Origin of the sequence: Sphingomonas quercus (assembly GCF_018863195.1) — a bacterium.
GTDB lineage: Bacteria > Pseudomonadota > Alphaproteobacteria > Sphingomonadales > Sphingomonadaceae > Solisphingomonas > Solisphingomonas quercus.
In genome coordinates, this window is sequence record NZ_JAHKRT010000010.1 from 38,050 (window position 1) to 62,348 (window position 24,299).

21 protein-coding genes are annotated in these 24,299 nt (G+C 68.5%); 13 read left to right on the forward strand and 8 right to left on the reverse strand.

The features are described 5' to 3' along the window. Positions 1–170 precede the first annotated feature (170 nt). The 6 genes from KOF26_RS16255 to cysK all read left to right on the forward strand — a co-directional run bounded on the left by KOF26_RS16255 (position 171) and on the right by cysK (position 6,415). Positions 171–947: a pseudouridine synthase gene (locus KOF26_RS16255; RefSeq protein ID WP_435876869.1), complete on the forward strand. Its 777-nt coding sequence runs from the start codon at positions 171–173 to the stop codon at positions 945–947. Continuing rightward, on the forward strand, positions 944–1,489 hold the full coding sequence (rsmD, locus tag KOF26_RS16260) for a 16S rRNA (guanine(966)-N(2))-methyltransferase RsmD (protein ID WP_216327585.1): 546 nt from the start codon (positions 944–946) through the stop codon (positions 1,487–1,489). The genes KOF26_RS16255 and rsmD overlap by 4 nt, the downstream gene beginning before the upstream one ends. Before the next feature lie 184 nt (positions 1,490–1,673). Beyond that, complete coding sequence (locus tag KOF26_RS16265) at positions 1,674–3,950, forward strand: ATP-dependent helicase (RefSeq protein ID WP_216327587.1); 2,277 nt, start codon at positions 1,674–1,676, stop codon at positions 3,948–3,950. Between the two features lie 39 nt (positions 3,951–3,989). Beyond that, on the forward strand, positions 3,990–4,169 hold the full coding sequence (locus tag KOF26_RS16270) for a hypothetical protein (protein WP_216327590.1): 180 nt from the start codon (positions 3,990–3,992) through the stop codon (positions 4,167–4,169). Between the two features lie 54 nt (positions 4,170–4,223). Next, a complete protein-coding gene (locus KOF26_RS16275) occupies positions 4,224–5,498 on the forward strand; it encodes an MFS transporter (protein ID WP_216327592.1) in 1,275 nt (424 codons plus the stop codon). Beyond that, positions 5,495–6,415, forward strand: coding sequence for a cysteine synthase A (gene cysK / locus KOF26_RS16280; protein WP_216327594.1), 921 nt, complete (start codon positions 5,495–5,497; stop codon positions 6,413–6,415). The genes KOF26_RS16275 and cysK overlap by 4 nt, the downstream gene beginning before the upstream one ends. A 222-nt stretch (positions 6,416–6,637) precedes the next feature. Here cysK and KOF26_RS16285 read toward each other — a convergent pair whose 3' ends face one another. From KOF26_RS16285 to KOF26_RS16295, 3 genes are read right to left on the reverse strand one after another with little or no spacing between them, the layout of a single operon-like run. Beyond that, a complete protein-coding gene (locus tag KOF26_RS16285) occupies positions 6,638–7,699 on the reverse strand; it encodes a radical SAM protein (RefSeq protein WP_216327596.1) in 1,062 nt (353 codons plus the stop codon). A 49-nt stretch (positions 7,700–7,748) separates the two neighbouring features. Beyond that, the gene (locus KOF26_RS16290) at positions 7,749–9,539 is read right to left on the reverse strand and encodes an acyl-CoA dehydrogenase C-terminal domain-containing protein (protein ID WP_216327598.1); all 1,791 of its coding nucleotides are present in this window, start codon (positions 9,537–9,539) and stop codon (positions 7,749–7,751) included. A gap of 18 nt (positions 9,540–9,557) precedes the next feature. Then, positions 9,558–9,962 (reverse strand): MerR family transcriptional regulator, encoded by a 405-nt coding sequence (locus KOF26_RS16295; protein ID WP_216327600.1) that lies wholly within the window; start codon positions 9,960–9,962, stop codon positions 9,558–9,560. A 167-nt stretch (positions 9,963–10,129) separates the two neighbouring features. On the opposite strand from KOF26_RS16295, the gene gyrA reads away from it, so the two are divergent. Continuing rightward, entirely contained in the window at positions 10,130–12,847 is a 2,718-nt protein-coding gene (gene gyrA, locus KOF26_RS16300) for a DNA gyrase subunit A (RefSeq protein ID WP_216327601.1), read from the forward strand. 33 nt (positions 12,848–12,880) lie between these two features. On the opposite strand, the gene KOF26_RS16305 is transcribed toward gyrA, so the two are convergent. The 4 genes from KOF26_RS16305 to KOF26_RS16320 all read right to left on the reverse strand — a co-directional run bounded on the left by KOF26_RS16305 (position 12,881) and on the right by KOF26_RS16320 (position 17,602). Continuing rightward, positions 12,881–13,750 (reverse strand): SGNH/GDSL hydrolase family protein, encoded by an 870-nt coding sequence (locus KOF26_RS16305; RefSeq protein WP_216327780.1) that lies wholly within the window; start codon positions 13,748–13,750, stop codon positions 12,881–12,883. Between the two features lie 494 nt (positions 13,751–14,244). Continuing rightward, entirely contained in the window at positions 14,245–14,919 is a 675-nt protein-coding gene (gene pyrF, locus KOF26_RS16310; RefSeq protein ID WP_216327604.1) for an orotidine-5'-phosphate decarboxylase, read from the reverse strand. Beyond that, complete coding sequence (locus tag KOF26_RS16315) at positions 14,919–15,242, reverse strand: hypothetical protein (protein WP_216327608.1); 324 nt, start codon at positions 15,240–15,242, stop codon at positions 14,919–14,921. Before KOF26_RS16315 ends, pyrF begins: the two co-directional genes overlap by 1 nt. Before the next feature lie 53 nt (positions 15,243–15,295). Further along, positions 15,296–17,602 (reverse strand): patatin-like protein, encoded by a 2,307-nt coding sequence (locus tag KOF26_RS16320; RefSeq protein WP_216327782.1) that lies wholly within the window; start codon positions 17,600–17,602, stop codon positions 15,296–15,298. A gap of 183 nt (positions 17,603–17,785) precedes the next feature. On the opposite strand from KOF26_RS16320, the gene KOF26_RS16325 reads away from it, so the two are divergent. After that, the gene (locus KOF26_RS16325) at positions 17,786–18,490 is read left to right on the forward strand and encodes a fatty acid desaturase CarF family protein (RefSeq protein ID WP_363182283.1); all 705 of its coding nucleotides are present in this window, start codon (positions 17,786–17,788) and stop codon (positions 18,488–18,490) included. Positions 18,491–18,624: 134 nt separating this feature from the next. Continuing rightward, positions 18,625–19,995, forward strand: a complete 1,371-nt coding sequence (gene radA / locus KOF26_RS16330) for a DNA repair protein RadA (protein ID WP_216327610.1) — start codon at positions 18,625–18,627, stop codon at positions 19,993–19,995. A gap of 33 nt (positions 19,996–20,028) precedes the next feature. Here the strand turns inward: radA and KOF26_RS16335 are convergent, their stop codons facing one another. Further along, positions 20,029–20,331, reverse strand: a complete 303-nt coding sequence (locus KOF26_RS16335) for a hypothetical protein (protein WP_216327613.1) — start codon at positions 20,329–20,331, stop codon at positions 20,029–20,031. A 370-nt stretch (positions 20,332–20,701) separates the two neighbouring features. On the opposite strand from KOF26_RS16335, the gene KOF26_RS16340 reads away from it, so the two are divergent. The 4 genes from KOF26_RS16340 to accD are packed head-to-tail and all read left to right on the forward strand — an operon-like array spanning position 20,702 to position 24,244. Next, on the forward strand, positions 20,702–21,343 hold the full coding sequence (locus KOF26_RS16340) for a phosphoribosylanthranilate isomerase (protein ID WP_216327615.1): 642 nt from the start codon (positions 20,702–20,704) through the stop codon (positions 21,341–21,343). Continuing rightward, positions 21,340–22,572 carry a tryptophan synthase subunit beta gene (gene trpB, locus KOF26_RS16345; RefSeq protein ID WP_216327617.1) on the forward strand — a complete coding sequence of 411 codons (1,233 nt, stop codon included), beginning with the start codon at positions 21,340–21,342 and terminating at the stop codon, positions 22,570–22,572. Before KOF26_RS16340 ends, trpB begins: the two co-directional genes overlap by 4 nt. Further along, entirely contained in the window at positions 22,569–23,393 is an 825-nt protein-coding gene (gene trpA, locus KOF26_RS16350; protein ID WP_216327619.1) for a tryptophan synthase subunit alpha, read from the forward strand. The genes trpB and trpA overlap by 4 nt, the downstream gene beginning before the upstream one ends. Then, the gene (accD, locus tag KOF26_RS16355) at positions 23,390–24,244 is read left to right on the forward strand and encodes an acetyl-CoA carboxylase, carboxyltransferase subunit beta (protein WP_216327621.1); all 855 of its coding nucleotides are present in this window, start codon (positions 23,390–23,392) and stop codon (positions 24,242–24,244) included. Before trpA ends, accD begins: the two co-directional genes overlap by 4 nt. Positions 24,245–24,299: the final 55 nt, after the last annotated feature.

The following is a 24,299-nucleotide window of genomic DNA, read 5'->3' on the forward strand; positions in this document are numbered from 1 at the left end:
CTGGCGGATCGCTGCGCTTGACCCCATATCGTTTCGGCTTGATGCGGGTTCCATCGCCGCACCGGAGACAGGATTTGCCCACTCGGAAACCCTCGGGCGGCGCGCCGCGTTCCGCGGCCCCGCCGAAGAAAAGCCCGGCTGCCGCCCTCGCCCGCGAGCCGGATCGTCCGTTGCGCGCGCGCGCCGGCAAGGAGGAGCAGCGCATCGCCAAGCTTCTCGCCCGCGCGGGCATCGCCTCGCGCCGCGAAATCGAGCGGATGATCGCCGAGGGGCGCATCGCCGTGAACGGCACCGCCATCGACACGCCCGCGACCTTGCTGACCTCGCTCCACGGCGTCACCGTCGACGGCAAGCCGGTACAGGCGGCAGCGCCGGCGCGGCTGTTCCGCTTCCACAAGCCGGCCGGTTTCCTCACCACCGAGCGCGATCCGCGCGGACGGCCGACCATCTATGACAAGCTTCCGCCCGGTCTGCCGCGGCTGGTGCCGGTCGGCCGGCTCGACATGAACACCGAGGGGCTGCTGCTTCTCACCACCGATGGCGGGTTGAAGCGGCAGCTGGAGCTGCCCGCCACCGGTGTGCCGCGCACCTACCGCGCCCGCGCTTATGGCGAGATCAGCCAGGCCCAGCTTGAGGAACTGATCCTCGGCATCGAGATCGACGGCATCCGCTATGGCCAGATCGACGCCAATATGGAGCGCCGCACCGGCCGCAATGTGTGGATCGAAATGACGCTGACCGAGGGCAAGAATCGCGAGGTGCGCCGCGTGCTGGAGCATCTCGGCCTGCAAGTGTCGCGACTGATCCGTACCGCCTACGGCCCCTTCCCGCTGGCGGACCTGCCCGCCGGCGCGGTCGACGAGGTCCGCCAGCACGACCTGATCATGTTCCGCAAATCGCTCGAGCAGGGCCGGCCGCGCCCGCCCAAGGCGGAACGCCCGGCATGAGGATCATCGCCGGGCAATGGCGCGGCCGCCCGCTGCTGGCGCCGGCCGGCGCCGCGACGCGACCGACCGCGGACCGCGTGCGCGAGGCGCTGTTTTCGATGCTGGCGAGCCGGCTGGGCAGCTTCGAGGGGCTGCGCGTCGCGGATTTCTTCTCCGGTACCGGCGCGCTCGGGCTGGAGGCGCTGTCGCGTGGCGCCGCCCACTGCACTTTCGTCGAGCAGGATCGCGCCGCGCTGGATGCACTCCGCCGCAACGTGACGACGCTGGGCGCCGCCGCCGACATTCGCGCCCAGCCCGTCTCGTCGCTGGCCGCCAGCGCGGTGGCCGCCGACCTGATGCTGTTCGATCCGCCCTATCAAAGCGGCGGCTGCGGCGCGCTTCTCGAGCGGCTGACGCGGCTCGGCTGGGCGGCGCCGGGCGCCTGGGCCAGTGTGGAGACGGCGGTCGACGAGCCGGTCTCGGCCGGCGGCTGGGCGGTGGATGCCGAGCGCGTCTACGGCAAGGCGAAGCTGACCCTGCTCAGGCGGGACGACGCGGAATAGGTCGCCTCCCGCGCGCCGACCGACATGCTTTCTCAATTCCGGCCCGGCCTAGGCCGTACGAGTGCTGTCGCCTTGGTGGCGACCGGCGTGGGCGGGCCTTGCGCAACGGATTCCGCGCCTGCGGCAACGACCGCAGCCGACGTCGCGCTTGCCCCGGGCGGCGGCGTTCCCTAACTGTTCACCGGTGAGCCAGACCCCCGCCCCGACGCCGGAGCCGCCCTATTTGCGCGGCCTCAACGCTGAACAGCGCGCCGCCGTGCTGACGGTCGACGGGCCGGTGCTGGTGCTGGCCGGCGCCGGTACCGGCAAGACCGCGGCGCTGACAGCGCGGCTCGCCCACATCATCGCCACACGCCGCGCCTGGCCGTCGGAGATCCTCGCCGTCACCTTTACCAACAAGGCGGCGCGCGAGATGCGCGAGCGGGTCGGCCGGCTGATCGGCGACGCGGTGGAGGGCATGCCGTGGCTCGGCACCTTCCACGCCATCGCCGCGCGCATGCTGCGCCGTCACGCCGAGCTGGTCGGCCTGCAATCGAACTTCACGATCCTCGATACCGACGATCAGCTCCGCCTGCTCCGCCAGCTCATCGTCGCCGCCGAGATCGACGAGAAGCGCTGGCCCGCCCGCCAGCTCGCCGGGCTGATCGATCGCTGGAAGAACCGCGGCTGGGTGCCGGCGGATGTCGATGCCGGCGAGAGCGAGGCCTATGCCAATGGCCGTGGCGGTGAGCTTTACGCTGCCTATCAGGAGCGGCTGCGTGCCGTGAATGCGTGCGATTTCGGTGACCTGCTCCTCCACATGCTCACCATCCTGAAGCAGGAACGTGAGGTTTTATCGCAGTATCAGAACCGCTTCCGCTACATTCTTGTCGACGAATATCAGGACACCAACTCCGCACAATATCTGTGGCTGCGCCTGCTCGCGCAGGAGCGGAAGAATATCTGCTGCGTCGGCGATGACGACCAGTCCATCTATTCCTGGCGCGGCGCTGAGGTCGCCAACATCCTGCGGTTCGAACGCGATTTCCCCGGTGCGGTGACGATCCGGCTGGAGCAGAATTACCGCTCCACCCCCGATATCCTCGCCGCCGCCTCGGGCGTCATCGCGCATAATGGCGGGCGCCTCGGCAAGACCTTGTGGACCGAGGCGACCGCCGGTGAAAAAGTCCAGGTCATCGGCGTGTGGGATGGGCCGGAGGAGGCGCGGCGCGTCGGCGAGGAGGTCGAGGCGCATGAGCGGCGCGGCGGCACGGCAGCCGATTGCGCCGTCCTCGTCCGCGCCCAGCATCAGACCCGCGAGTTCGAGGACCGGTTCATCGCCATCGGCCTGCCCTATCGCATCGTCGGCGGCTTCCGCTTCTACGAGCGCGCCGAGATACGCGATGCGCTCGCCTATCTGCGCGTTATCCAGCAGCCGGCTGACGATCTCGCCTTCGAACGCATCGTCAACACGCCGAAGCGCGGGCTGGGCGACAAGGCGGTGGCCCAGGTCCATCAGCTGGCCCGCGCCCGTGGCGTGCCGCTGACCATGGCGGCCGCCCTCATCCTCGATACAGACGAGCTGACAGGAGCGGCCCGTAAGTCATTGGGAAGGCTGGTCGGCGACATCGCCCGTTGGCGCGATCTGGCCGGTAGCATGGCCCATCCCGATCTCGCCCGCCAGGTGCTCGACGAAAGCGGCTATACCGCCATGCTGCAGGCCGATCGCTCGGCGGAAAGCGCCGGCCGGCTGGAAAACCTTACCGAGCTTGTCCGCGCCATGGAGGATTATGAGACGCTCGGCGGTTTCCTCGAACATGTCAGCCTGGTCATGGACAATGACGCCGCCGAGGATGCGCCCAAGCTGACCATCATGACCATCCACGCCGCGAAGGGGCTGGAATTCGACACGGTGTTCCTCGCGGGCTGGGAGGAAGGCATCTTCCCGTCGCAACGCGCGCTCGACGAGGGCGGCACTGCCAGTCTCGAGGAGGAGCGCCGCCTCGCCTATGTCGCGATCACAAGAGCGCGGCGCAAGTGCTTCATATTCCACGCTGCAAATCGCCGAATCTATGGCCAGTGGACCTCGTCCATCCCGTCGCGCTTCGTCGGCGAGCTGCCCGCTGCCCATGTCGAGGCGGAGACGACGATGTCCGGCGGGGAATCGCTCTGGCGGGCCAACTGGTCTGAGCGTGCCGATCCGTTCGCCGATGTCGGTCGTGGCACCGGGCGCGGCCCCGGCTGGCAGCGCGCCGCCACCTCCGGCGCCTTCACAACGGCGCCGGCACGCGTCGTCGAGAGCCGTGTCAGCGCCGCCAGCTTCGCCGCCAAGCCGCGCGGCGACATCAGCGAGGGCCGCCGGGTGTTCCATACCAAGTTCGGCTATGGCGTCGTCGCCGAGATCGAGGGCAACAAGCTCGAAATCGACTTCGAGCATGCCGGCCGCAAGCGCGTCCTCGACAGTTTCGTGAGCCTCGCCTGATCCTTCGTGCGTTCCGCCTCCACATCAGGAGGCTGCACGATGAACGACAACACCCGTAGCGACGGCGTATCCGACACCAGGGGCGGCGGCGAATCCCAGGGCGGCCCCTGGCCGGGCAAGCAGGATGCGCCTGCCCATCCGGACAAGGGCGTCGTCACCCACGTCGTCCGCGAAACGGAGCATGCCGTGAACCGCGGCAAGGACGACAAGCCCGGCTGATAATGGCGGTCCCCCGTTGCCCTCGCCCGATTCCCTGACCTATGCGCAGGGGAAATGGCCGATGCCCCTCACCCGCTCCGCATCCGCGACTATCGGCTCTACCTGCTATCGCGATTCTCGACGACGGTGGGACAGCTGGCGATGGTCATCGTCATCGGCTGGCAGGTCTACGACATCGCCCGGCGCACCATGCCGCTCAAGCAGGCGGCGTTGCAGCTGGGCTATGTCGGCCTGATCCAGTTCGCGCCGCTGGCCCTGCTGACGCTGGTCGTCGGGTGGACGGCCGATCGGGTGGACCGGCGCTGGGTGGCGCGCGCCGCAGTCACGCTGGAAATCGTCTGCGCGGTGATGCTGGCCGAGATGTCGTGGCGCGGCACGACGACGTTGCCGGCGCTGTTCATCATTGCTGCGCTGCTCGGCGTGGCGCGCGCCTTCGCCGGCCCGGCGCTCAGCGCCATCGCACCCAATCTCGTGCCGCGCGCGGTACTTCCGACGGCGATCGCGCTCAGCTCGATCGCCTGGCAGTCGGGCTCGGTGATCGGGCCGGCGCTGGGTGGCTATCTCTACGCCATCGATCGCTGGGTGCCCTATGCGGTGTCGACGGTCCTGTTCACGGTTTCGCTGACGGCGCTGATGCTGCTCCGTCCGCTGCCCCGGCGGGAGGCGGCGCGGGGCAATCCGTGGCGCCAGGCGATCGAAGGCCTCGCCTATGTCCGCCGCAACAAGCTGGTGCTGGGCGCGATCTCGCTCGATCTGTTCGCGGTGCTGCTCGGCGGGGCGACGGCGATGCTGCCGGTGTTCGCGCGCGACGTTCTGCATGTCGGGCCGGAAGGGCTCGGGGATCTGCGCGCTGCGCCGGCCTTCGGTTCTGCGGTGACGGCGCTGTGGTTCGCGTTCCGCCCGCTCAAGCATAATGTCGGGCGCAAGATGCTCGGCGCGGTCGCGGTGTTTGGCGGCGGCACGGTGTTGTTCGGCCTGTCGCGCTGGATGCCGCTGTCGCTCGGCTGCCTGGCGCTGGTCGGCGCGGCCGACATGTTCTCGGTCTATGTCCGCCAGTCGTTGATCCAGCTCCACACGCCCGACGAGATGCGCGGCCGCGTTGGCGCCGTCTCCTCGCTGTTCGTGTCCGGCTCGAACGAATTGGGCGAAGCGGAATCCGGCCTGCTCGGCGCAGTGATCGGGCCGGTGCCGGCGGTGATCGCCGGCGGATTCGGCGCCGTCATCGTGGTTCTGCTATGGACCAGGCTGTTTCCGGAGCTTCGCAATGCGCGCAATTTCGATCCGCCCGAAAATCTGGACCATGCCCCGACCGAGGAGAAGCTAGCATGAAGGCCGACAACGTCCTCGCCACCATCGGCAACACGCCCCATATCCGCCTCAGCCGCCTGTTCCCGGACGCCGAGGTGTGGATCAAGTCCGAGCGGGCCAATCCCGGCGGCTCGATCAAGGATCGCATCGCGCTGGCGATGATCGAGGATGCCGAGGCGTCGGGCCGGCTCCGCCCCGGCGGCACCATCGTCGAGCCGACCTCCGGCAACACCGGCATCGGCCTTGCCATGGTGGCGGCGGTGAAGGGCTATAAGCTCATCCTGGTCATGCCGGAAAGCATGAGCGTCGAGCGCCGCCGCCTGATGCTCGCCTATGGCGCCAGCTTCGATCTGACGCCCAAGGAAAAGGGCATGAAGGGCGCGATCGAGCGCGGCATGGAACTCGTCTCCCAGATCGACGGCGCGTGGATGCCGCAGCAGTTCGAGAACCCGGCCAATATCGCCGTGCATGTGAAGACCACCGCAGAGGAGATCTTCGCCGACTTCCGGGATGCGCCGCCCACCGCGATCATCACCGGCGTCGGCACCGGCGGCCACATCACCGGCGTCGCGCAGGTGCTGAAGGGCCGCTGGCCGATGCTCAAGGTGTTCGCCGTCGAGCCGACGCTGTCACCGGTCATCTCCGGCGGCCAGCCGGGGCCTCACGCCATTCAGGGTATCGGCGCGGGCTTCATCCCCGCCAATCTCCACACCGATCTTCTCGACGGCGTCATCCAGGTCGATCCTGGCGAGGCCAAGGAGATGGCCCGCCGTTCGGCCCGCGAGGAAGGGCTGCTCGTCGGCATCTCCTCCGGCGCGACGCTGCAGGCGATCCGACAGAAGCTTCCGGAACTGGGTGACAGTCCGCGCGTCATCGGTTTCAATTACGACACGGGCGAACGCTATCTCTCCGTGCCGGATTTCCTGCCGGAAAGCTGAGCGAGCTCTCCCCGGAACACGGCGCCGCCCTTCGCCTGGCCGCCCCGACGGGGCGCCGGGCGGGGCTGGCCCCTGCGCATCAGGATGACCGCGGCGACATCCGCCTCAGCACGCCGTCACGCAAAGCCGTCACGACTGACTCCAAAGGAGAATCCGTCGAGGACCGGACAATGGCGGCGCCCCATGGGCATGCGCTCCGTATTGCCCCCGGAGCGCTCCGGGTCAGGCGGCGGCGAGCTGGTCGAAGGGGAAGTCCGGTGTCCGCATATCCCCCCGGCAGCCGCCGCAGGTCGTCTTCTCGCAATGACGGCCCTCGGCCAGCACGGCGTTCAAGGCCGCGCGGCTGGCTGAACGCAGCGTATCGGCGACGCTTTCGTGGAGCAGGTTTCCGACAGGCTCCAGCCGCCGGAAATCCTGGCAGCAGGCAAGCACGAGGCCGTCGCAATCGACGATCAGGTCGTTGGTGATGTCCGGCCCGCAGCGCACCGGGGCCGGCGCCAGCGCGAGGCTGTCGAACAGCGTCTGATCCTCGGCGCAGCGATTGGAGAGCGGATCGAACACGACGCATTGCGCGCCGCGCTCCATGAACCATGCGCGGATCGCCTCCAGCTCGCCGAGATTGCGGCGGCTTACCGGCACGCTGACATGCACCTTGCCGGGGAAATCGCGCAGGATCGCCTCCAGCTTGGGCTTCACGCGCGCCAGCCGCAGGGGCTGCATCAGCAGGTTGTAGGTTTCCTCGACCAGGGATTCGCAGTGCAGGCCCACCACGTCAACCAGCCCGGCCAGCTCGGCATGGCGGGGCGCATAGGCGGCGCCGTTGGTGTTCACCGACAACTGCACCTCGGGCAGCCGCTCCTTCAGATAGCGGGCGCGCTCGATGACCTGGCGGTCGACCAGCCCGTCTCCAAACAGGCCGAAGCTGATCTGGTCGGTCACGGTCAGGCCGGCCTCGGCGATGCCGTCGATCAGCTTGCGAAACAGCTCCATCGGCATCTCGCCGCGCGGGACGTGCGCGGTTTCCGCCTTGCCGGTCGGGCAATGGATGCACGATGCGTTGCAGGTGCCGGTGGTGCCGATCGCCATGAACCGCAGGGCCGCCGGCAACCCGTCCGCCCGCGGCACGGGGACGGACCTGCGCAGTTCGCGCGCGGCCTCGCCATTGGCCGGGTCGGCCAGCGCGGCGAGCTGGAACAGGGGGCGCCAGCCGAACCTGTCGCGATGCCGCTGATAGCGCGCCGCCCGCAACAGGTGATCGGAAACTCGCGCACGCAACATCGTCATTCCTGGTCCTCGACGCCTCCTGCCATGACGGGGCAGAACGAAGCCTCCCTTAGAACGCTTCCATCGGCAAGGCCATCACCGCCTCTGCTCCGCCCTCGATCTTGCGACGGAGCGCACCGGCGTCCGGCAGGATGCGCTCGGCGTAGAAACGCGCGGTGATCAGCTTCGCTTCATGAAAGGCACGATCATCGGTGCCGCCATCGAGCGCCGCCTGGCTGGCACGCGCCATCTTCAACCACATCCAGCCGAGCGCGACGATGCCGGCCAGTTCCATGTAGCTATAGGCGGCAGCGCCGGCATTGTCCGGGTTGGCGAGTCCGTTCTGCATCAGCCACATCGTCGCCGCCTGCAGTTCGCCAAGCGCCTTGGCCATGCGCGCGGCGAGGTCGGCCTGCGGGCTATCCTTCGCCGCCTCGATGTCGGCGGAGACCAGGGCCAGCCAGCTCATCGCCGCGCGACCGCCGTTCATGCCGAGCTTGCGGCCGACCAGGTCCATCGCCTGCACGCCGTTGGTGCCTTCGTAGATCTGGGCGATACGCGCGTCGCGGACATACTGCTCGACGCCGGTCTCGCGGATATAGCCATGGCCGCCGAACACCTGCTGCGCCCTGGTGGCGACCGCATAGCCGATATCGGTGACATAGCCCTTGATCACCGGCGTGAGCAGGGAAATCAGATCGCTCGCGGTCTGCCGCTCGGCCTCGGTCGCGCCCTTCTCCTCGAGATCGACCTGCAGCCCGCCCCACAGGCAGAGAGCGCGCGCGCCTTCCAGCAGCGCGCGGCACTCCATCAGCATCCGCCGCACGTCGGGGTGGACGAACAGCAGGTCCGCCTTCTCGCCGGGCTCGGCAGCGCCGGTCAGCGCCCGGCCCTGGCGCCGCTCGCGCGCATAGGCGACGGCGTTCTGATAGGCGACCTCGCCCACGCCGAGCCCCTGAAGCCCGACGCCGAGCCGCGCCGCGTTCATCATGATGAACATCGCGGCGAGGCCCTTATTCTCCTCACCGACCAGCCAGCCGGTCGCCCCGTCATAGTTCATGACGCAGGTGGCGTTGCCGTGAATGCCCATCTTCTCCTCGATCGAGCCGCAGGAGACGGCGTTGCGCGCGCCCGGGTTGCCGGCCTCGTCGGGCAGGAATTTGGGGCAGACGAACAGCGAGATGCCCTTCGATCCTTCCGGCGCGCCCGGCGTGCGGGCGAGCACGAGATGGATGATGTTTTCGGCAAGGTCATGCTCGCCGGCGGAGATGAAGATCTTGGTGCCGCTGATGCGATAGCTGCCGTCGGCCTGCGGTTCGGCGCGGGTGCGGATCAGGCCGAGATCGGTGCCGCAATGCGGCTCGGTGAGGTTCATCGTGCCGGACCAGGTGCCGGCCACCATCTTCGGCAGATAGAGCGATTTCTGCTGCTCGGATCCCTTGGCGATCAGCGCCCGGATCGCGCCGCCGGTCAGCCCCGGATACATGGCGAAGGCCATGTTGGCGGAGATCATATATTCCTCGAACGCGGTCGCCAGATAATGGGGCAACGCTTGCCCGCCATAGGCTTCGGGCGCGTCGAGCGTGCCCCAGCCGGCGGCGACGAACTGGTCGTAGGCAGCCTTGAACCCGGCCGGGGTCGTCACCGATCCGTCGGCATGGCGGGTGCAGCCCTCATGGTCGCCGGACTGGTTGAGCGGGAACACGATCTCCTCGCAGAAGCGCGCGCCCTCGCCGAGCACGGCCTCGACCATGTCCGGCGTGGCGCCCTGGAACCCCGGAAGATTGGCCAGCCGCTCCACCCCCAGCACCGCTTCCAGCACATAGCGCGTATCGCGCACCGGCGCGGAATAGGTGGGCATCGGGATCGTCTCCTTCGGTTATGGCTCGGACTGGCGGGCGAGCGCGATGAAATCGGTAAGCTCCACGATCGCGGCGTCGATATCGTCGCGCTGGCGCTTGAGCAGCGCGATCCGTTCGGTACAGCGCGCGATCGCCACGCGCCGCTGGATGTCGTGCGCCTCGTCGGCCTCGTAAAGGTCGATCATCTCGCGGATCTCGGCGAGGCTGAAGCCGACCCGCTTGCCACGCAGGATCCATGCGAGCCTCGCCCGGTCCCGCCGCGAATAGATGCGCGCCAGCCCGCGCCTGGTCGGCGCGATCAGCCCCTCATCCTCGTAGAAGCGCAGCGCCCGCGCCGTCACGCCGAACTCCTCGGACAGGTCCGAGATGGTGTAGGCTTGCCGGTCACTGGCATCCGGTGTCTCGATCACGGCGCGCGACATGGCCGCCACGCTATGTCCGCCTTACGTAAGCGTCAATATGAGGCGGCATTCGATCACCCCGCGCACGCGTACACGCGCATACGCACGCGTGTACGCGAGGGGTGGCGCTCCCCCGGGGGGTGCGCTAGAGCCCCGTGACATATTCCTGACAGCAATCGGACCATCCCTTGGCCAGCAGCCCGCCGACCATCGACAACAGCGACATCTCCCCCATCTCGATCGTCGACGAGATGAAGTCGAGCTATCTCGACTATGCCATGTCCGTCATCGTCGCCCGCGCCCTGCCCGACGTGCGCGACGGGCTGAAACCGGTGCATCGCCGCATCCTCTATGCCTGCCAGGAAGGCGGCTTCGTCGCCGGCCGGCCCTATCGCAAATCGGCCAAGATCGTCGGCGACGTGATGGGCAATTACCATCCGCACGGCGATTCCTCGATCTATGACGCGCTCGCCCGCCTCGCCCAGGATTGGGCGATGCGCGTGCCGCTGATCGACGGCCAGGGCAATTTCGGCTCGATGGACCCGGATCCGCCCGCGTCGATGCGCTACACCGAGGCGCGGCTCGCCAAGGTCGCCAATGCGCTGCTCGACGATCTCGACAAGGACACGGTCGATTTCACGCCGAACTACGATGCCTCGCGCGAAGAACCGCAGGTGTTGCCGGCGCGCTTCCCCAATCTGCTCGTCAACGGCGCGGGCGGCATCGCCGTCGGCATGGCGACCAACGTACCGCCGCATAATCTCGGCGAAGTGATCGCGGCCTGCAAAGCCTATGTCGCCGATCCCGCCATCACGTCCGAACAACTGCACGAGATCATCCCCGGCCCGGATTTCCCGACCGGCGCGCTGATCCTGGGACAAGGCGGCGCGCGCAACGCCTACACCACCGGGCGCGGATCGATCATCATGCGCTCCGCCCACAAGGTGGAGGAAGGGCGCGGCGATCGCCGCTCGATCGTGCTCACCGCCATTCCTTATCAGGTCGGCAAGAACGGGCTGGTCGAGAAGATCGCCGAGGCCGCCAAGGACAAGCGCGTCGAAGGCGTTTCCGACATCCGCGACGAAAGCAATCGCGAAGGCGTGCGCATCGTCATCGACCTGAAGCGGGATGCCACGCCCGACGTGGTGCTGAACCAGCTCTGGCGGCACACGCCGGCGCAGACCAGCTTCCCGGCCAACATGCTCGCCATTCGCGGCGGCCGGCCGGAGCTGCTGACGCTGCGCGACATCATCGAGGCGTTCGTCCGCTTCCGCGAGGAAGTGATCACGCGGCGCTCCAAGTTCGAGCTGCTCAAGGCCCGCGAGCGCGCCCATATCCTGCTCGGCCTCGTCATCGCCGTCACCAATATGGACGAGGTGGTGCGGATCATCCGCGCCTCGGCGAGCCCGGTGGAGGCGCGCGTCTCGCTTGCCGCGCGCGAATGGCCGATCGCCGAGATCCTCCCCTATATCCGCCTCGTCGAGGCGGTGGAGAGCGAGATCGAGGGCGACACCTATCGCCTCACCGACACCCAGATCCGCGCCATTCTCGACTTGCGCCTGCATCGCCTCACCGCGCTCGGCCGCGACGAGATCGGCGACGAGCTCGCCAAGCTCGCCGCCTCGATCGGCGAGCTGCTCGAAATCCTCGGCAATCGCGCCCGCCTCTACGAGGTGATGGTCGAGGAATTCGACGCCATCGCCGATGCCTTCGCCACGCCGCGCAAGACGCTGATCGCGCCGGCCGGCGACGACATCGACGACGAGGACCTGATCGAGCGCGAGGAGATGGTCGTCACCGTCACCATGGGCGGCTACATCAAGCGCACGCCGCTCGACTCCTTCCGCACTCAGGCGCGCGGCGGCAAGGGCCGCTCCGGCATGGCGACCAAGGACGAGGACGCCGTCACCAAGCTGTTCGTCACCTCGACGCACACGCCGGTGCTGTTCTTCTCAACCCACGGCAAGGTCTACCGCATGAAAGTGTGGAAGCTGCCCGAGGGCGCTCCGCAGGCGCGCGGCCGGCCGATGGTCAATCTGCTGCCGCTGGCCGATGGGGAGATCATCTCCACCGTGCTGCCGCTGCCGGAGGACGAGGCCGAGTGGGGCAAGCTCCACGTCGTCTTCGCCACCGCCCATGGCCGCATCCGCCGCAACTCGATGGACGCCTTCGCCAACGTGCCGTCCAACGGCAAGTTCGCGATGCGCTTCGACGAGGACGCGACCGATCGCCTGATCGGCGTGGCGCTGCTTACCGAGAGCGACGACGTGCTGCTGGCGACCCGCGGCGGCAAGGCGATCCGCTTCGCCGCCACCGAGGTGCGCGAATTCCAGAGCCGCACCTCCACCGGCGTGCGCGGCATCACCCTGCTCGGCGACGATGAGGTCATCTCGCTATCCATCCTCGCCGGCTTCGATGCCTCCACCGAGGAGCGCGACGCCTATTTGCGCGGCGACGAGGCGATGTCCGCCGAGCGACGCGCGGAGTTCGCCGGGGCGGAGGAATTCATCCTCACCGTCACCGCCAATGGCTATGGCAAGCGCACGTCCGCCTTCGCCTATCGCCGCACGGGGCGCGGCGGCCAGGGCATCACCAACATCATCACGTCCGAGCGCAACGGCCCGGTGGTGGCCAGCTTCCCGGCGCATAATGGCGAGCAGCTGATGCTCGTCACCGATCAGGCCAAGCTGATCCGCACCACTGTCGGCGATATCCGCATCGCCGGCCGCTCGACCCAGGGCGTCACCCTGTTCCGGGTCGCCGACGGCGAGCATGTCGTCTCCGCCGCGCGCATCGAGGAGAGCGAGGAGGAGGCAGAAGTCGATATCCGCGAGGGCATCGAGCCGGAGACCGCGCCCGTCCCTGACGCGGAGATCGGCGAGGATCTGGCCGACGGCGGGGAGTGATCCCCCCGCCCGGCCACTCCTGCCCGGGGTAGCTCACCGCACCGGCCGCCCCTTCGCCTCGACCGTCTCCCACGCCACCTGCTGCAATCGCTCGGCCACGTCGGGGGCGATGCCGAGATCGGCCGCCGCCTTCTCCTCCCGCCCGAAGGCGCGCGGATCGCGGCCGGTGATCGCGGCATAGGCGACCAGCGCCTCGAGATAATAGCCGTGGGCGCTGGCGTGGTAATGGTCATACGTCCACAGGTCGACCTGGCCATAGCTGATCCCGTCATAAGGGTCGGGATCGGCGATGCCCGCATCGATCGCGGCGTTGAACGCCTCGCCCACCGGCAACACCCGCTTCACGCCGGACGTGGCTGCCGCGGCGCGATCATAGCCGCGCCGCAAATCCTCGGCCATGGCGCGGATATCCCTGCCGTGCCACGGCTTGCCCTCCGGGTAGGTGAGGTCGGGGCGCGACCATGTCGCATCGAGGCTGATGTCGACCGCCGGATTGGCGCGCACGAACATCGCCGCGAAGCGGGGCGCATTCTCGATCAGCTCCGCCGGATCGCCGGGATTGCTCTGGCTGAGCGTGCTATAGTCCTGCAGCACGACATGGTCCCAGTGTCGATCGAGCATGGGAGCCTTGTTCGCCCAGTGCCAGGCCAGATCCTTGCCGCCGGCGGTCTCCAGGCTCACATGATAATCGAGCCCGGCCTGCTCGGTGAGCCGCTTGAAGATCGCCGGCATCCCGCCGACGCCCTCGCCGTTCAGGTCGGTGACGCTATCGGGCCGATAATGCCATGCCGCCGAACTGGCGCCGTAGGTGAAGCTGTTGCCGACGAACAGGATCGTCTCCGCCTGCGCCCCGGCGCTGACCAGAGCCGCCGCGCTCGCCCACAACAGCCGCCACATCCGCATCCCCGCCACCCGACCCTCCCTGGCTGATTTTGCCCACGCACGAATAGCAGCCCCGGAATAGGCCGTCGCGGTCAATGATAGACTAGCCGCTCTGGTGAATTATCCTTCATTCTTCGGCTGATAGAGTGGATATCTCAGAACGGCCATCAGGTCAGGGCTGCTTCGTGCACCGCGAACGAGGCCCACGCTGATAGCCGCCCGAGCCGCGCGATGAGCAGCCGCAAAGCAAGTTCCTCGCTTGCCGCGCACAGGCGCGACGACGCGGCGAGCCACTCTCGACCGGGTTAGAAAATAAATTATCATTATATATCAGCGCAGAGGCACTAGGCTCTTACATCCGGCCCGAGCATGGATTGCTCCCAATGCAGATATACATACACTTAACGGCACAGGGAAATTCCTATGACACGATAAGTGAATCGAGTTTCATGCCGATCTCAACTCACATCTCGCGGCGACTCGATAGGATATTTCCGTCGCGCGTCCGGGGTCTCCTAGAGCGTTGCCTCGATGGTGCGGGCGGCGGCGTCGGGATCCTCGGCCTGAGTGATCGGACGGCCGACGACAAGGACGGAGGCCCCGGCATCCAGGGCCGCACGCGGCGTCATCATTCGTTTCTGGTCGCCGGCGTCGCTGCCGGCAGGACGCACGCCGGGCACGACGAAGAAGCCGCCTGGCCAATGCTGCTTGGCGGCCTTCACTTCCTGTCCGGAGCAGACGATGCCGTCGATGCCGGCCTCGCGCGCGAGGTCGGCGAGGCGCAACACCTGATCATGCGGATCGCCCCCGACGCCGATCGCGGCGAGGTCGTCGCCGTCGAGACTGGTGAGCACGGTGACGCCGACGACCTTGCAGCCTTCCGGCGCGGCCGCCTTGGCGTCCTCCATCATCGCCCGCCCGCCGGCGGCATGGACGGTGATGATCGCCGGGTTGAGCGGGCGCAGCGCCTGCACGGCCTTGGCGACGGTGTTGGGAATGTCATGCAGCTTGAGATCGAGGAAGATCGGCAGATCGAGCGCGGCCATGTCGCGCACGCCGGAGCGGCCATTGGCGCAGAAGAATTCGAGGCCGAGCTTGATGCCGCCGACATGGTGGCGAACCTTGGCGGCGAGCGCCTTGGCGCGGTCGAGATCGGGGGTGTCGATGGCGACGAAAAGAGGACGGGTCATCAGCTCTGCACCGGAGAAACGGAAAGGTTAGCCGGGTGGTCCGCGGCAACGACGGTTGGCGTGGCCGTATCGGCGAGGCGGACATCGGCCAGCGCGCGCTCCGCGGCGTCGAGCCGGCGCCGCAGCCGCCAGCGCGTTGCCTGCAGTACGCCCAGCGTCGGCAACAGGCCGGCGAGGAAGGCGACCATCAGCAGCACCGGCAGCTTGGCGTCCAGCCGCAGGCCGCTCCACAGCGTCAGCGTCACCACCGTCCAGTTGCGCAGCGAGAAAATGACGATGGCGACCGCCAGGATCACCCAGAACAGGGTCTTCAGGAATTGCATCGCACTGTCTCCCCACGCGACCTTAGGCGAGACAGGGCCGTCATGGCCAGTGCTCAACCGATCTCCCGCGCCAGCGCCGTGAAAAGCTCGGGAATGGCGGCGAGCCGACCCTGCTCCTCGGCGAGAATGGCGCGGAACAGGTCGCGCTTGGCGGTGGCGACCGTGCCCGGCGGCAACGCCCGGCCCTCGGGAATGGCGGAAACGAGGATGTCGATCATCCGCTCGGCGCCGTGCAACCGGCCCCAGAGATAGTCATTCTCTCGCCATGCCCTGCTAAAGAATGCTCCGAAGCTATTGAACTGAATGCCCTTGAGTGTCGCAGCCGCGCCCCCCTTTCGGATCGAGGTGGCGTCGTCCGGGGCGATGCGATCAACCTTGATCGGATCGAATTCTTCCAGCCCCTCACCCCGCAGCAGCGCCAGCGTGGCGATGTCGTAAAAGGGGTAGCCGAGATAGGCGAGCAGCATCTCGCGCCGGTCCGCCTTGCCGAGGCCGGCGAGCGCGTCGGCGAGCAGCGCGTCGGCCTCGTCGTCGACCGCCCGCAAATTCCTGAGATCGCCGAGCCAGTCGAGTGTCGCCTGCGGCTGGGTGCGGCAGATGCGGGCGGCGGCGCGGGCCGTCTCGTCGTAGAAGCCCGGCCGCTGCCGGTCGAGATAGGGCGCCAGCGCCGCGAAGATGGCGACGCGGAAGGCGTCGAGGTGCGGCTCGTCCCTGCCGCGCCGCTCCTCCACCGCCTGCACGCTGCGCGCCAGGAAACGCAGGCGGCGGATGCGGAAACCCAGGTCATGGGTGCGGAAGAACGTCTTGGCGGCCTCGTTGGCGCCGCCCGCGGAAAGCGCGCCGGGCGCGTCGACGCCAGCGGCGTGCACCGCCGACAGGATGGCGGCGCGCAATGCGTCGCGCCCTCCGGCATCGCGCCCGCCGGCGAGCGTGTGGATCAGCGCGGCAAGCTCGCCGCACACCGCGGCGAGCTTGAGGTGGCCATAGCTCGCATAGGCATAGCCGGCGCCGCGCGCGGCGGCGTCATGCGCCCGCGCCCGCCACGCCGCGAGGCGCGCCGGCGTCGGCCGGTCAAGCAACAGCGGCTGGCCGAAACCGCTCTCGATCGCCGCATCCACCTCCGGCCGCAGCCCCTCCACCACCTGGCGCAGCGCGGTGATGCGCGCCGAGCGCCGGTCGACGCGCTCGAGATTGTCGCGGATCGGCTGGCTGCGCGGGAGGTCGGACAGCGCGGCGAGGATCGTGGTGAAGAAACCGGGCGGCCGCGCCCGATCGCCGGTCCGCATGCCGATCGAGCGGATGTTCGGCTTGGGATCGATATAGACGATCCGCCGGTCGACCTCGCGGCGCGCCGGCCGGTCGACCAGCGCGTCGATCGCCGGCTGGAACGGCGCGTTGGCCAATACCGATCCGTCGATCAGCACGGCGCTTTCGGCCGCGCCGATCGCGGCATGATCGGGCAGCACCCGGGCGAGGAACTCGTCGCGGCCGGGCCAGCGCGCGCCGCGATCGGCAAGCACGCGATCGAGTTCGTCGACGCGGAAGGGCGGGAAGGCACCGGGGAAGCTCGCCGTGGCGCGCGCCGCGAAGGCCAGCTCGGCGGCGGCGCCGAGGTGGCGCGGCGCGGCGCCGCGATCGGAGAAATTCGCCATCAGCCGATGCTCGGTCTCCAGCACCTCCGGCGGCGAATGGAGCTGGATGCGCTCGGCATGGCCATGGAAATCGGTGAGCGTCACGGTGAGGTCGAGCGGCTGGCCGTTCGGCAGCAGCGCCGGGCCGGCCGGCGCTTCGGCCATCGCGTCCAGCGCATCGAGGATCATGTGGGTGAAGCCCTCGCCGGTGAAGGGCGGCTCGAACCAGCGCGATCGCATGAAGCCGGAGAGCTTGGCGCGCACCTCCGCGCGCGTATCGGGCTCCACCGTCTCGTCGACCGTGTCGCCGCGCCGGGCGGCTGCCCACACCAGCGGCTGCGCCCAGAATTTGGCGAAGCGCGAGCCCGGCCGCGCCTCCGGATCAATCAGCTTCTCGATATCGGCGAGTTCCAGCCACAGATCGGTCAACGGCTCCAGCGACTGGCCGCTGGCGATGGCCTGGGCGAGGAAGATGGCGTTGATGCCGCCGGCACTGGCCCCGGTCAGGATATCGCACAGCACGCGCAGCCTGGTGTCGGTGGTCGTCGCGATCTGATCCATCAGCCGCAGATAGACCGCCTCGCTGCCGCCCTCCGGCCATTCGCCGGCATGCAGCGCACGGCTCGCCCGGCAGAGGCGCCACACCTCCTTGGTGATGCCGTGCATGTAGACGGCCAGGCTGATCCCGCCATAGCAGACCAGCGCGAGCCGCAGCTCCTTCTCCCGCATGCCCAGCGGGTTGGCACAGGCCGGCCTCTGCGCCAACCCCTTTGATTTCATCCCGTTTTGGAAACTGTTCCGCAACTAGGGCCGTTGGGCGCTATGGCCAAGCGCGGTTCGTTCCGTCATAGAGCCGAGCGTTCGAGGCGGCCCTGACGGGTGCCGGCGCGATCGGACAGGGAGCCCGGGCGAGTGAAGATACGGATAGCGATCATCGCATTCGTGCTCTCGATGCTGCTGAACCTTGTCCTCGCCGGCTGGGCTCTCGACTGGCGGATCGTGCCGGCGCTGCTCGCCGGCTGGTTCCTGGCGGATCTCGCCTCGGGCGTGATCCACATGCTGATGGATTATGTGCCGTGCCCCGAAGGCGTCGGCCTCGGCACGCTCTATTTCTACGGCGAGGGGCGCGACACCCCGGAATATGCGGCGCTTCGTCGCCAGGTGTTCGCGCGGATCAGCCCGCTCGATCGCATCCTGTTCGATTTCAAGGTGCATCATCCGCGCCCGGATTCGCTGGGCCGGCGCAGCATGCATTACCAGATCTGGTCGACGATCGTGTTCGCCGCCCTGCCGGTGTCGCTGCTGCTCAACGCCTGGGCGCTGCTGTGGCCGGCGCCGGGCTGGGTGATGGCCGGCGCGCTGGCCTTCGTTATCGGCGGCACATTCTCGCAATATTTCCACGGCGCGCTGCATCGCCGCGACAATCCGCCAGTGGTGAACGTGATGCGCCGCCTGCATCTGCTGATGACGCCCGAGATGCATGACCGGCATCATCGCTCGCTCCAGCGCGATTTCGCGACGATCAGCGGCTGGTCGAATCCGCTGCTCAACCATGTCTTCCACTGGCTGCGCGCCCGCGGCCATCTCCGCGACGAGGGGCTCGAGCCGGTCGGCTAGGCCGGGGCGGCATCCGCCGTTGACGACGCGCCCGCCGGAAAACCCCCGCCTCGGGGGGACGACGAATCGCGGATATTGAATTTCTGCTGCCGGAGCGGCTATGTTCCTGTTTCGTTCGTAGGAGTGGGAAGCAAGTGGCGAAGGTCCAGAAGCGCTATGTCTGCCAGGCCTGCGGCGGGTTGAGCCACCGCTGGCAGGGCCAATGCCCCGACTGCGCGGAGTGGAACACGCTCTCCGAGGAGCTGCCGCAGGTCGTCACGCCCTTTTCAGCTCGGCATGATCTGCGCAGCGGCGGCCGGGCGCTGGCGCTGGACGGGCTGGACGCCGACATCCCCTCCCCGAAGCGGCTGACGACCGGCATCGATGAGCTCGATCGCGCCATTGGCGGCGGGCTGGTGCCGGGCTCGGCGACGCTGATCGGCGGCGATCCCGGCATCGGCAAGTCCACCCTGCTGCTCCAGGCCGCCGCCCGGCTGGCCCTCGCCGGACAGCCAGTCGCCTATATCTCGGGGGAGGAGGCGGCCGATCAGGTCCGGCTGCGCGCGCGCCGGCTCGGCCTCGGCAAGGCACCGGTCCGGCTCGGCGCGGCGACGTCGGTGCGCGACATCCTGCACACGCTCGGACAGGGCGCGCCCCCGGCGCTGCTGGTGATCGATTCGATCCAGACCATGTATTCCGATCAGATCGAAGGCGCCCCCGGCACGGTCAGCCAGGTGCGCGCCTCGGCCCACGAGCTGATCCGCTTCGCCAAGGAGACGGGCACGGCGCTGGTGCTGGTCGGCCATGTCACCAAGGACGGGTCGATCGCCGGTCCGCGCGTGCTGGAGCATATGGTCGACACGGTGCTCGCCTTCGAGGGCGAGCGATCGCATCAGTACCGCATCCTGCGCGTCGTCAAGAACCGGTTCGGCGGCACCGACGAGATCGGCGTGTTCGCAATGGACGAAGGCGGCCTGTCCGAGGTCGCCAACCCCTCCAGCCTGTTCCTCACCGCCCGCGGCGACGGCGTGTCGGGGGCGGTGGTGTTCCCGGCGCTGGAGGGCACCCGGCCGATCCTCGTCGAGATCCAGGCGCTCACCGTCCGCCTCGCCTCCGGGGCGACGCCGAGGCGCGCGGTGGTCGGCTGGGACAGCGGGCGGCTGGCGATGATCCTCGCTGTGCTCGAGGCTCGCTGCGGGCTGAGCTTCTCGACGGCGGAGGTCTATCTGAATGTGGCGGGCGGCTATCGGGTGAGCGATCCGGCCTGCGATGTCGCGGTGGCGGCGGCGCTCGTCTCGGCGCTGGCCGAGCGGCCGGTGCCGGCGGACGCGGTGGCGTTTGGCGAAGTGGCGCTCTCCGGCGAGGTGCGCCCGGTGGCGCACGCCAATATCCGCCTCAAGGAATCAGCCAAGCTGGGCTTCGGCCGCGCGCTGGCGCCGGCGGGGGTGGCGCCGCAAGGCGGCATGACGCTGTCAGGCTTCGCCACCCTCGGTGCGCTGGTCGATCATCTGCTCGCGCGCGGATAACGCCCGGCCGCATCCCGCCACACCGACGCCGGTTCAGCGCAACGGCGCCGGCTCCGGTCCCGCCCTGCCCCGGCCAAAGGCGTCGATCGCCAGTTGCAGATGGTGGGCGGCGAGATCGTCGCCGCGCCGGTCGAGCAGGCTGTGCGAAACCTCCATCAGGGTACGGATGGCGTCGTCGTCGATGTCAGCCTCGCGCAACATGCCGAGCACGCGGGCCATCGCGGCGATTTGCCGCTTCAAGTCGATGACAGAATCGAGTGCGTGCTGCGTGAGCGTGTTCGCGATGCTCAATGCCTGGTCAGTCTGCCCGGCCATAGCGCTCTCCGAAATGGCCATCGGCACGCCCTCGGGGCGCGCCGTGGCTCGAAAACCGGGTGCTAGAAACCAAAAGCAAGTTTGGCGCGACGCCTTTAAGCCCAAGGCTCTGGACATACGCGGTCGCCACCCGGTTATCGAGAACCGGCGCTCTTGCTTTCGGGCTTCCTAGGACCCGTCCTGCGTCTCCGCAGGCGCCCAGTTCCTACTACGCAAATTGCGCAGCACAAGCTGCGCACAGCATGCAGCGCGGCTACCGGCGAGGACAAGTGCGCCACGCCTCCGGCCCGAATTTTGCGCGCCTGTCGCTGAGTTTGCGTAAAATGAGTGATTACTTCTCTGCCCGACAAGTTCGGGGTGACGATCCATCCAAATTGCCTATATGCCGCCCATGCCCCGCGTCGCCGCCAAGATCTGTGGCCTGTCCACGCCCGAGACGCTGGATGCTGCGCTCGCCGCACGCGCGGCCCATGTCGGCTTCGTGTTCTTCGCGAAGAGCCCGCGCAACGTCACTCCCGATCAGGCACGCGCCCTCGCCACCCGCGCCGAGGGCGTGGCACGGCGCGTCGGCGTGTTCGTCGATCCGGACGACGCGCTGCTGGCCGTCGCCATCGCCGCCGGCCTCGATGCCGTGCAGCTTCACGGTGACGAGACGCCGGAGCGCACCGCCGCCATCCGCCAGCGCTTCTCCGTCGAGACTTGGAAGGCGATCCCCGTCCGCACGGCCGCCGATCTCACCGCCGCCGGGCGTTATCGCGGCGCTGCCGACCGGCTGCTGTTCGATGCCAAGACGCCCCGTGGCGCGGACCTTCCCGGCGGGCTCGGCCTGCGTTTCGACTGGCGGCTGCTGGAGGGCTATCGGCATGCGGCGCCCTGGGCGCTATCCGGCGGGCTGGATGCCGACAATGTCGCTGAAGCCGCCGGCATCACGGGGGCGACCCTGGTCGATGTCTCGTCCGGCGTCGAAAGCGCCGCGGGCGTCAAGGATGTCGACAGGATCGCCGCCTTCTGCCAAGCGGTCGGGCGTCTATGAGCATCCAGAACTCCCTCCGGGCCCAGCCCGACGCGCGCGGTCATTTCGGCGAATTCGGCGGACGCTATGTCGCCGAGACGCTGATGCCGTTGATCCTCGACCTGGAGCGCGAATATCGCGCCGCCCGCGCCGACCCGGCCTTCGCCGATGAGCTCAACGGGCTGATGACCCATTATGTCGGCCGCCCCAGTCCGCTTTATTATGCCGAGCGGCTGACCGAGATGCTCCGCGCCGAAGCGCCGGCCGGCATGGGCGCGAAAATCTATTTCAAGCGCGAGGAGCTGAACCACACCGGCGCGCACAAGATCAACAATTGCATCGGCCAGATCCTGCTCGCCATCCGCATGGGCAAGACGCGGATCATCGCCGAGACCGGCGCCGGCCAGCATGGCGTCGCCACCGCCACGGTCGCGGCCCGCTTCGGGCTGCCCTGCACGATCTTCATGGGCGCCAAGGACGTCGAGCGGCAGCAGCCCAACGTGTTCCGCATGAAGCTGCTCGGCGCCGAGGTCCGCCCGGTGGTCTCGGGCGCGCAGACGCTCAAGGACGCGATGAACGAGGCGCTGCGCGACTGGGTCGCCAACGTCCACGACACCTTCTACATCATCGGCACCGCGGCCGGCCCGCATCCTTATCCGGAGCTGGTCCGCGATTTCCAGTCGGTGATCGGGCACGAGACCCGCGCGCAGATCATGGCGGCGGAAGGCCGCCTGCCCGATCTGCTGGTGGCGGCGGTGGGCGGGGGATCGAACGCCATCGGCATGTTCCACCCGTTCCTGGACGATCCGGAGGTGGCGATGCTCGGCATCGAGGCCGCCGGCCATGGCGTCGACACCGACAAGCACGCCGCGAGCCTCAACGGCGGCACGCCGGGCATCCTTCATGGCAACCGCACCTATCTGCTGCAGGACGAGGACGGCCAGATCACCGAGGCCCATTCCATCTCGGCGGGGCTCGATTATCCTGGCATCGGCCCCGAGCACAGCTGGCTGCACGAGATCGGGCGGGTCAAGTATGAAGGCGTGACGGACCGGGAGGCGCTCGACGCCTTCCAGCTCTGCTGCCGTGCCGAGGGCATTATCCCGGCGCTCGAATCCTCGCACGGGCTGGCCGCGATCATCCGCAACGCGCGCGATTATCGCGAGGACCAGATCATCGTCCTCAACCTGTCCGGGCGCGGCGACAAGGACATCTTCACCGTTGCCGACGCACTGGGGGTGGCGCTGTGAGCCGCATCGCCTCTGCCTTTGCCCGCGCCGCCGCCGAAGATCGCGCCGCGCTCGTCGCCTTCATCACCGCCGGCGATCCGGCGCCTGCGGTCACGCCCGCCATCCTCGATGCCGCGGTGGCGGGGGGCGCCGACGTCATCGAGCTCGGCATGCCGTTCACCGATCCGATGGCGGACGGCCCCGCCATCCAGCTCGCCAATCTCCGCGCGCTCGCCGCGGGCACGACGACCTCGGCGGTCCTCGACATCGCCGCCGGCTTCCGCGCCCGCCACCCGCAGGTGCCGCTGATCCTGATGGGCTATGCCAATCCGATGGTCCGCCGCGGGCCGGACTGGTTCGCCTCGGCCTGCGCGGAAGCCGGCGTCGATGGCGTGATCTGCGTCGATATCCCGGCCGAGGAGGATGACGCGCTCGGCGCCTCGTTGCGCGCGGCAGGAGTCGCCGTCATCCGCCTCGCCACGCCGACCACCGACAGCACCCGCCTGCCGGTCGTGCTCGATGGCGCGGGCGGCTTCCTTTATTATGTTTCGGTCGCCGGCATCACCGGGATGCAGCAGGCGGCGCAAGCCTCGATCGCCGACGCCGTCGCGCGTCTGAAGCAGGGCACGGCGCTGCCCGTCGCCGTAGGCTTCGGCGTGCGCGCGCCCGAACAGGCCGCCGAGATCGGCCGCGTCGCCGATGGCGTCGTCGTCGGCTCGGCGATCATCGACGCCATCGCCAAGGCGGGCGCCGCGGGTGAAGACCCCGCTCCCGCCGTCCGTTCGTTCGTAGATAGCCTCGCCGCCGCGCTGCGGGGCGCCCGCCAGGAGATCGCCGCATGAGCTGGCTCGATCGTGTCCGCCAGAGTATCCCGTTCATCGCCAAGCGCGAGACGCCGGACAATCTCTGGCACAAATGCCCGTCGTGCGGGCAGATGGTGTTCATGAAGGAGTGGGAGGAGAATCTCTCCGTCTGCCCGAAATGCGGCCATCATGGCCGCATCGGCCCGGCGGCGCGCTTCGCCCAGGTGTTCGATGCGGCGACCTACACCTTGCTGCCGCGTCCGACGGTGCGCGAAGATCCACTCAAGTTCCGCGACACCAAGCCCTATGCCGCGCGCATCAAGGCCGCCCGCGCCGCCACCGCCGAGAATGACGCGCTGGTCAACGCCCGCGGCATGATCGAGGGGCTGAAGGCGGTGGTCGGCGTGCAGGACTTCGCCTTCATGGGCGGATCGATGGGCATGGGCGTCGGCGCTGCCTTTCTCGCCGGCGTCGAGGCGGCGATCGCGGATCATTGCCCCTACATCATCTTCACCGCCGCGGGCGGCGCGCGCATGCAGGAGGGCATCCTCTCGCTGATGCAGATGCCGCGCACCACCGTCGCCATCGCCAGGCTGCACGAGGCGGGGCTGCCCTATATCGTGGTGATGACCGATCCGACCACCGGCGGCGTCACCGCGAGCTACGCGATGCTCGGCGACGTCCAGATCGCCGAGCCCAACGCGCTGATCGGTTTCGCCGGCCAGCGCGTGATCGAGAGCACGATCCGCGAAAAGCTCCCCGAAGGCTTTCAGCGCGCCGAATATCTGCTCGATCACGGCATGCTCGACATGGTCGTGCGCCGCCACGATCTGCGCGCGATGCTCGCCCAGCTGATCGGCTATCTCGCGCCGGAGAAGGCGGCGGCGTAAGGCACGGGCCGACCTTCGTCACCTTGAACCTGTTTTCCAGGGCCCACCCCTCCGC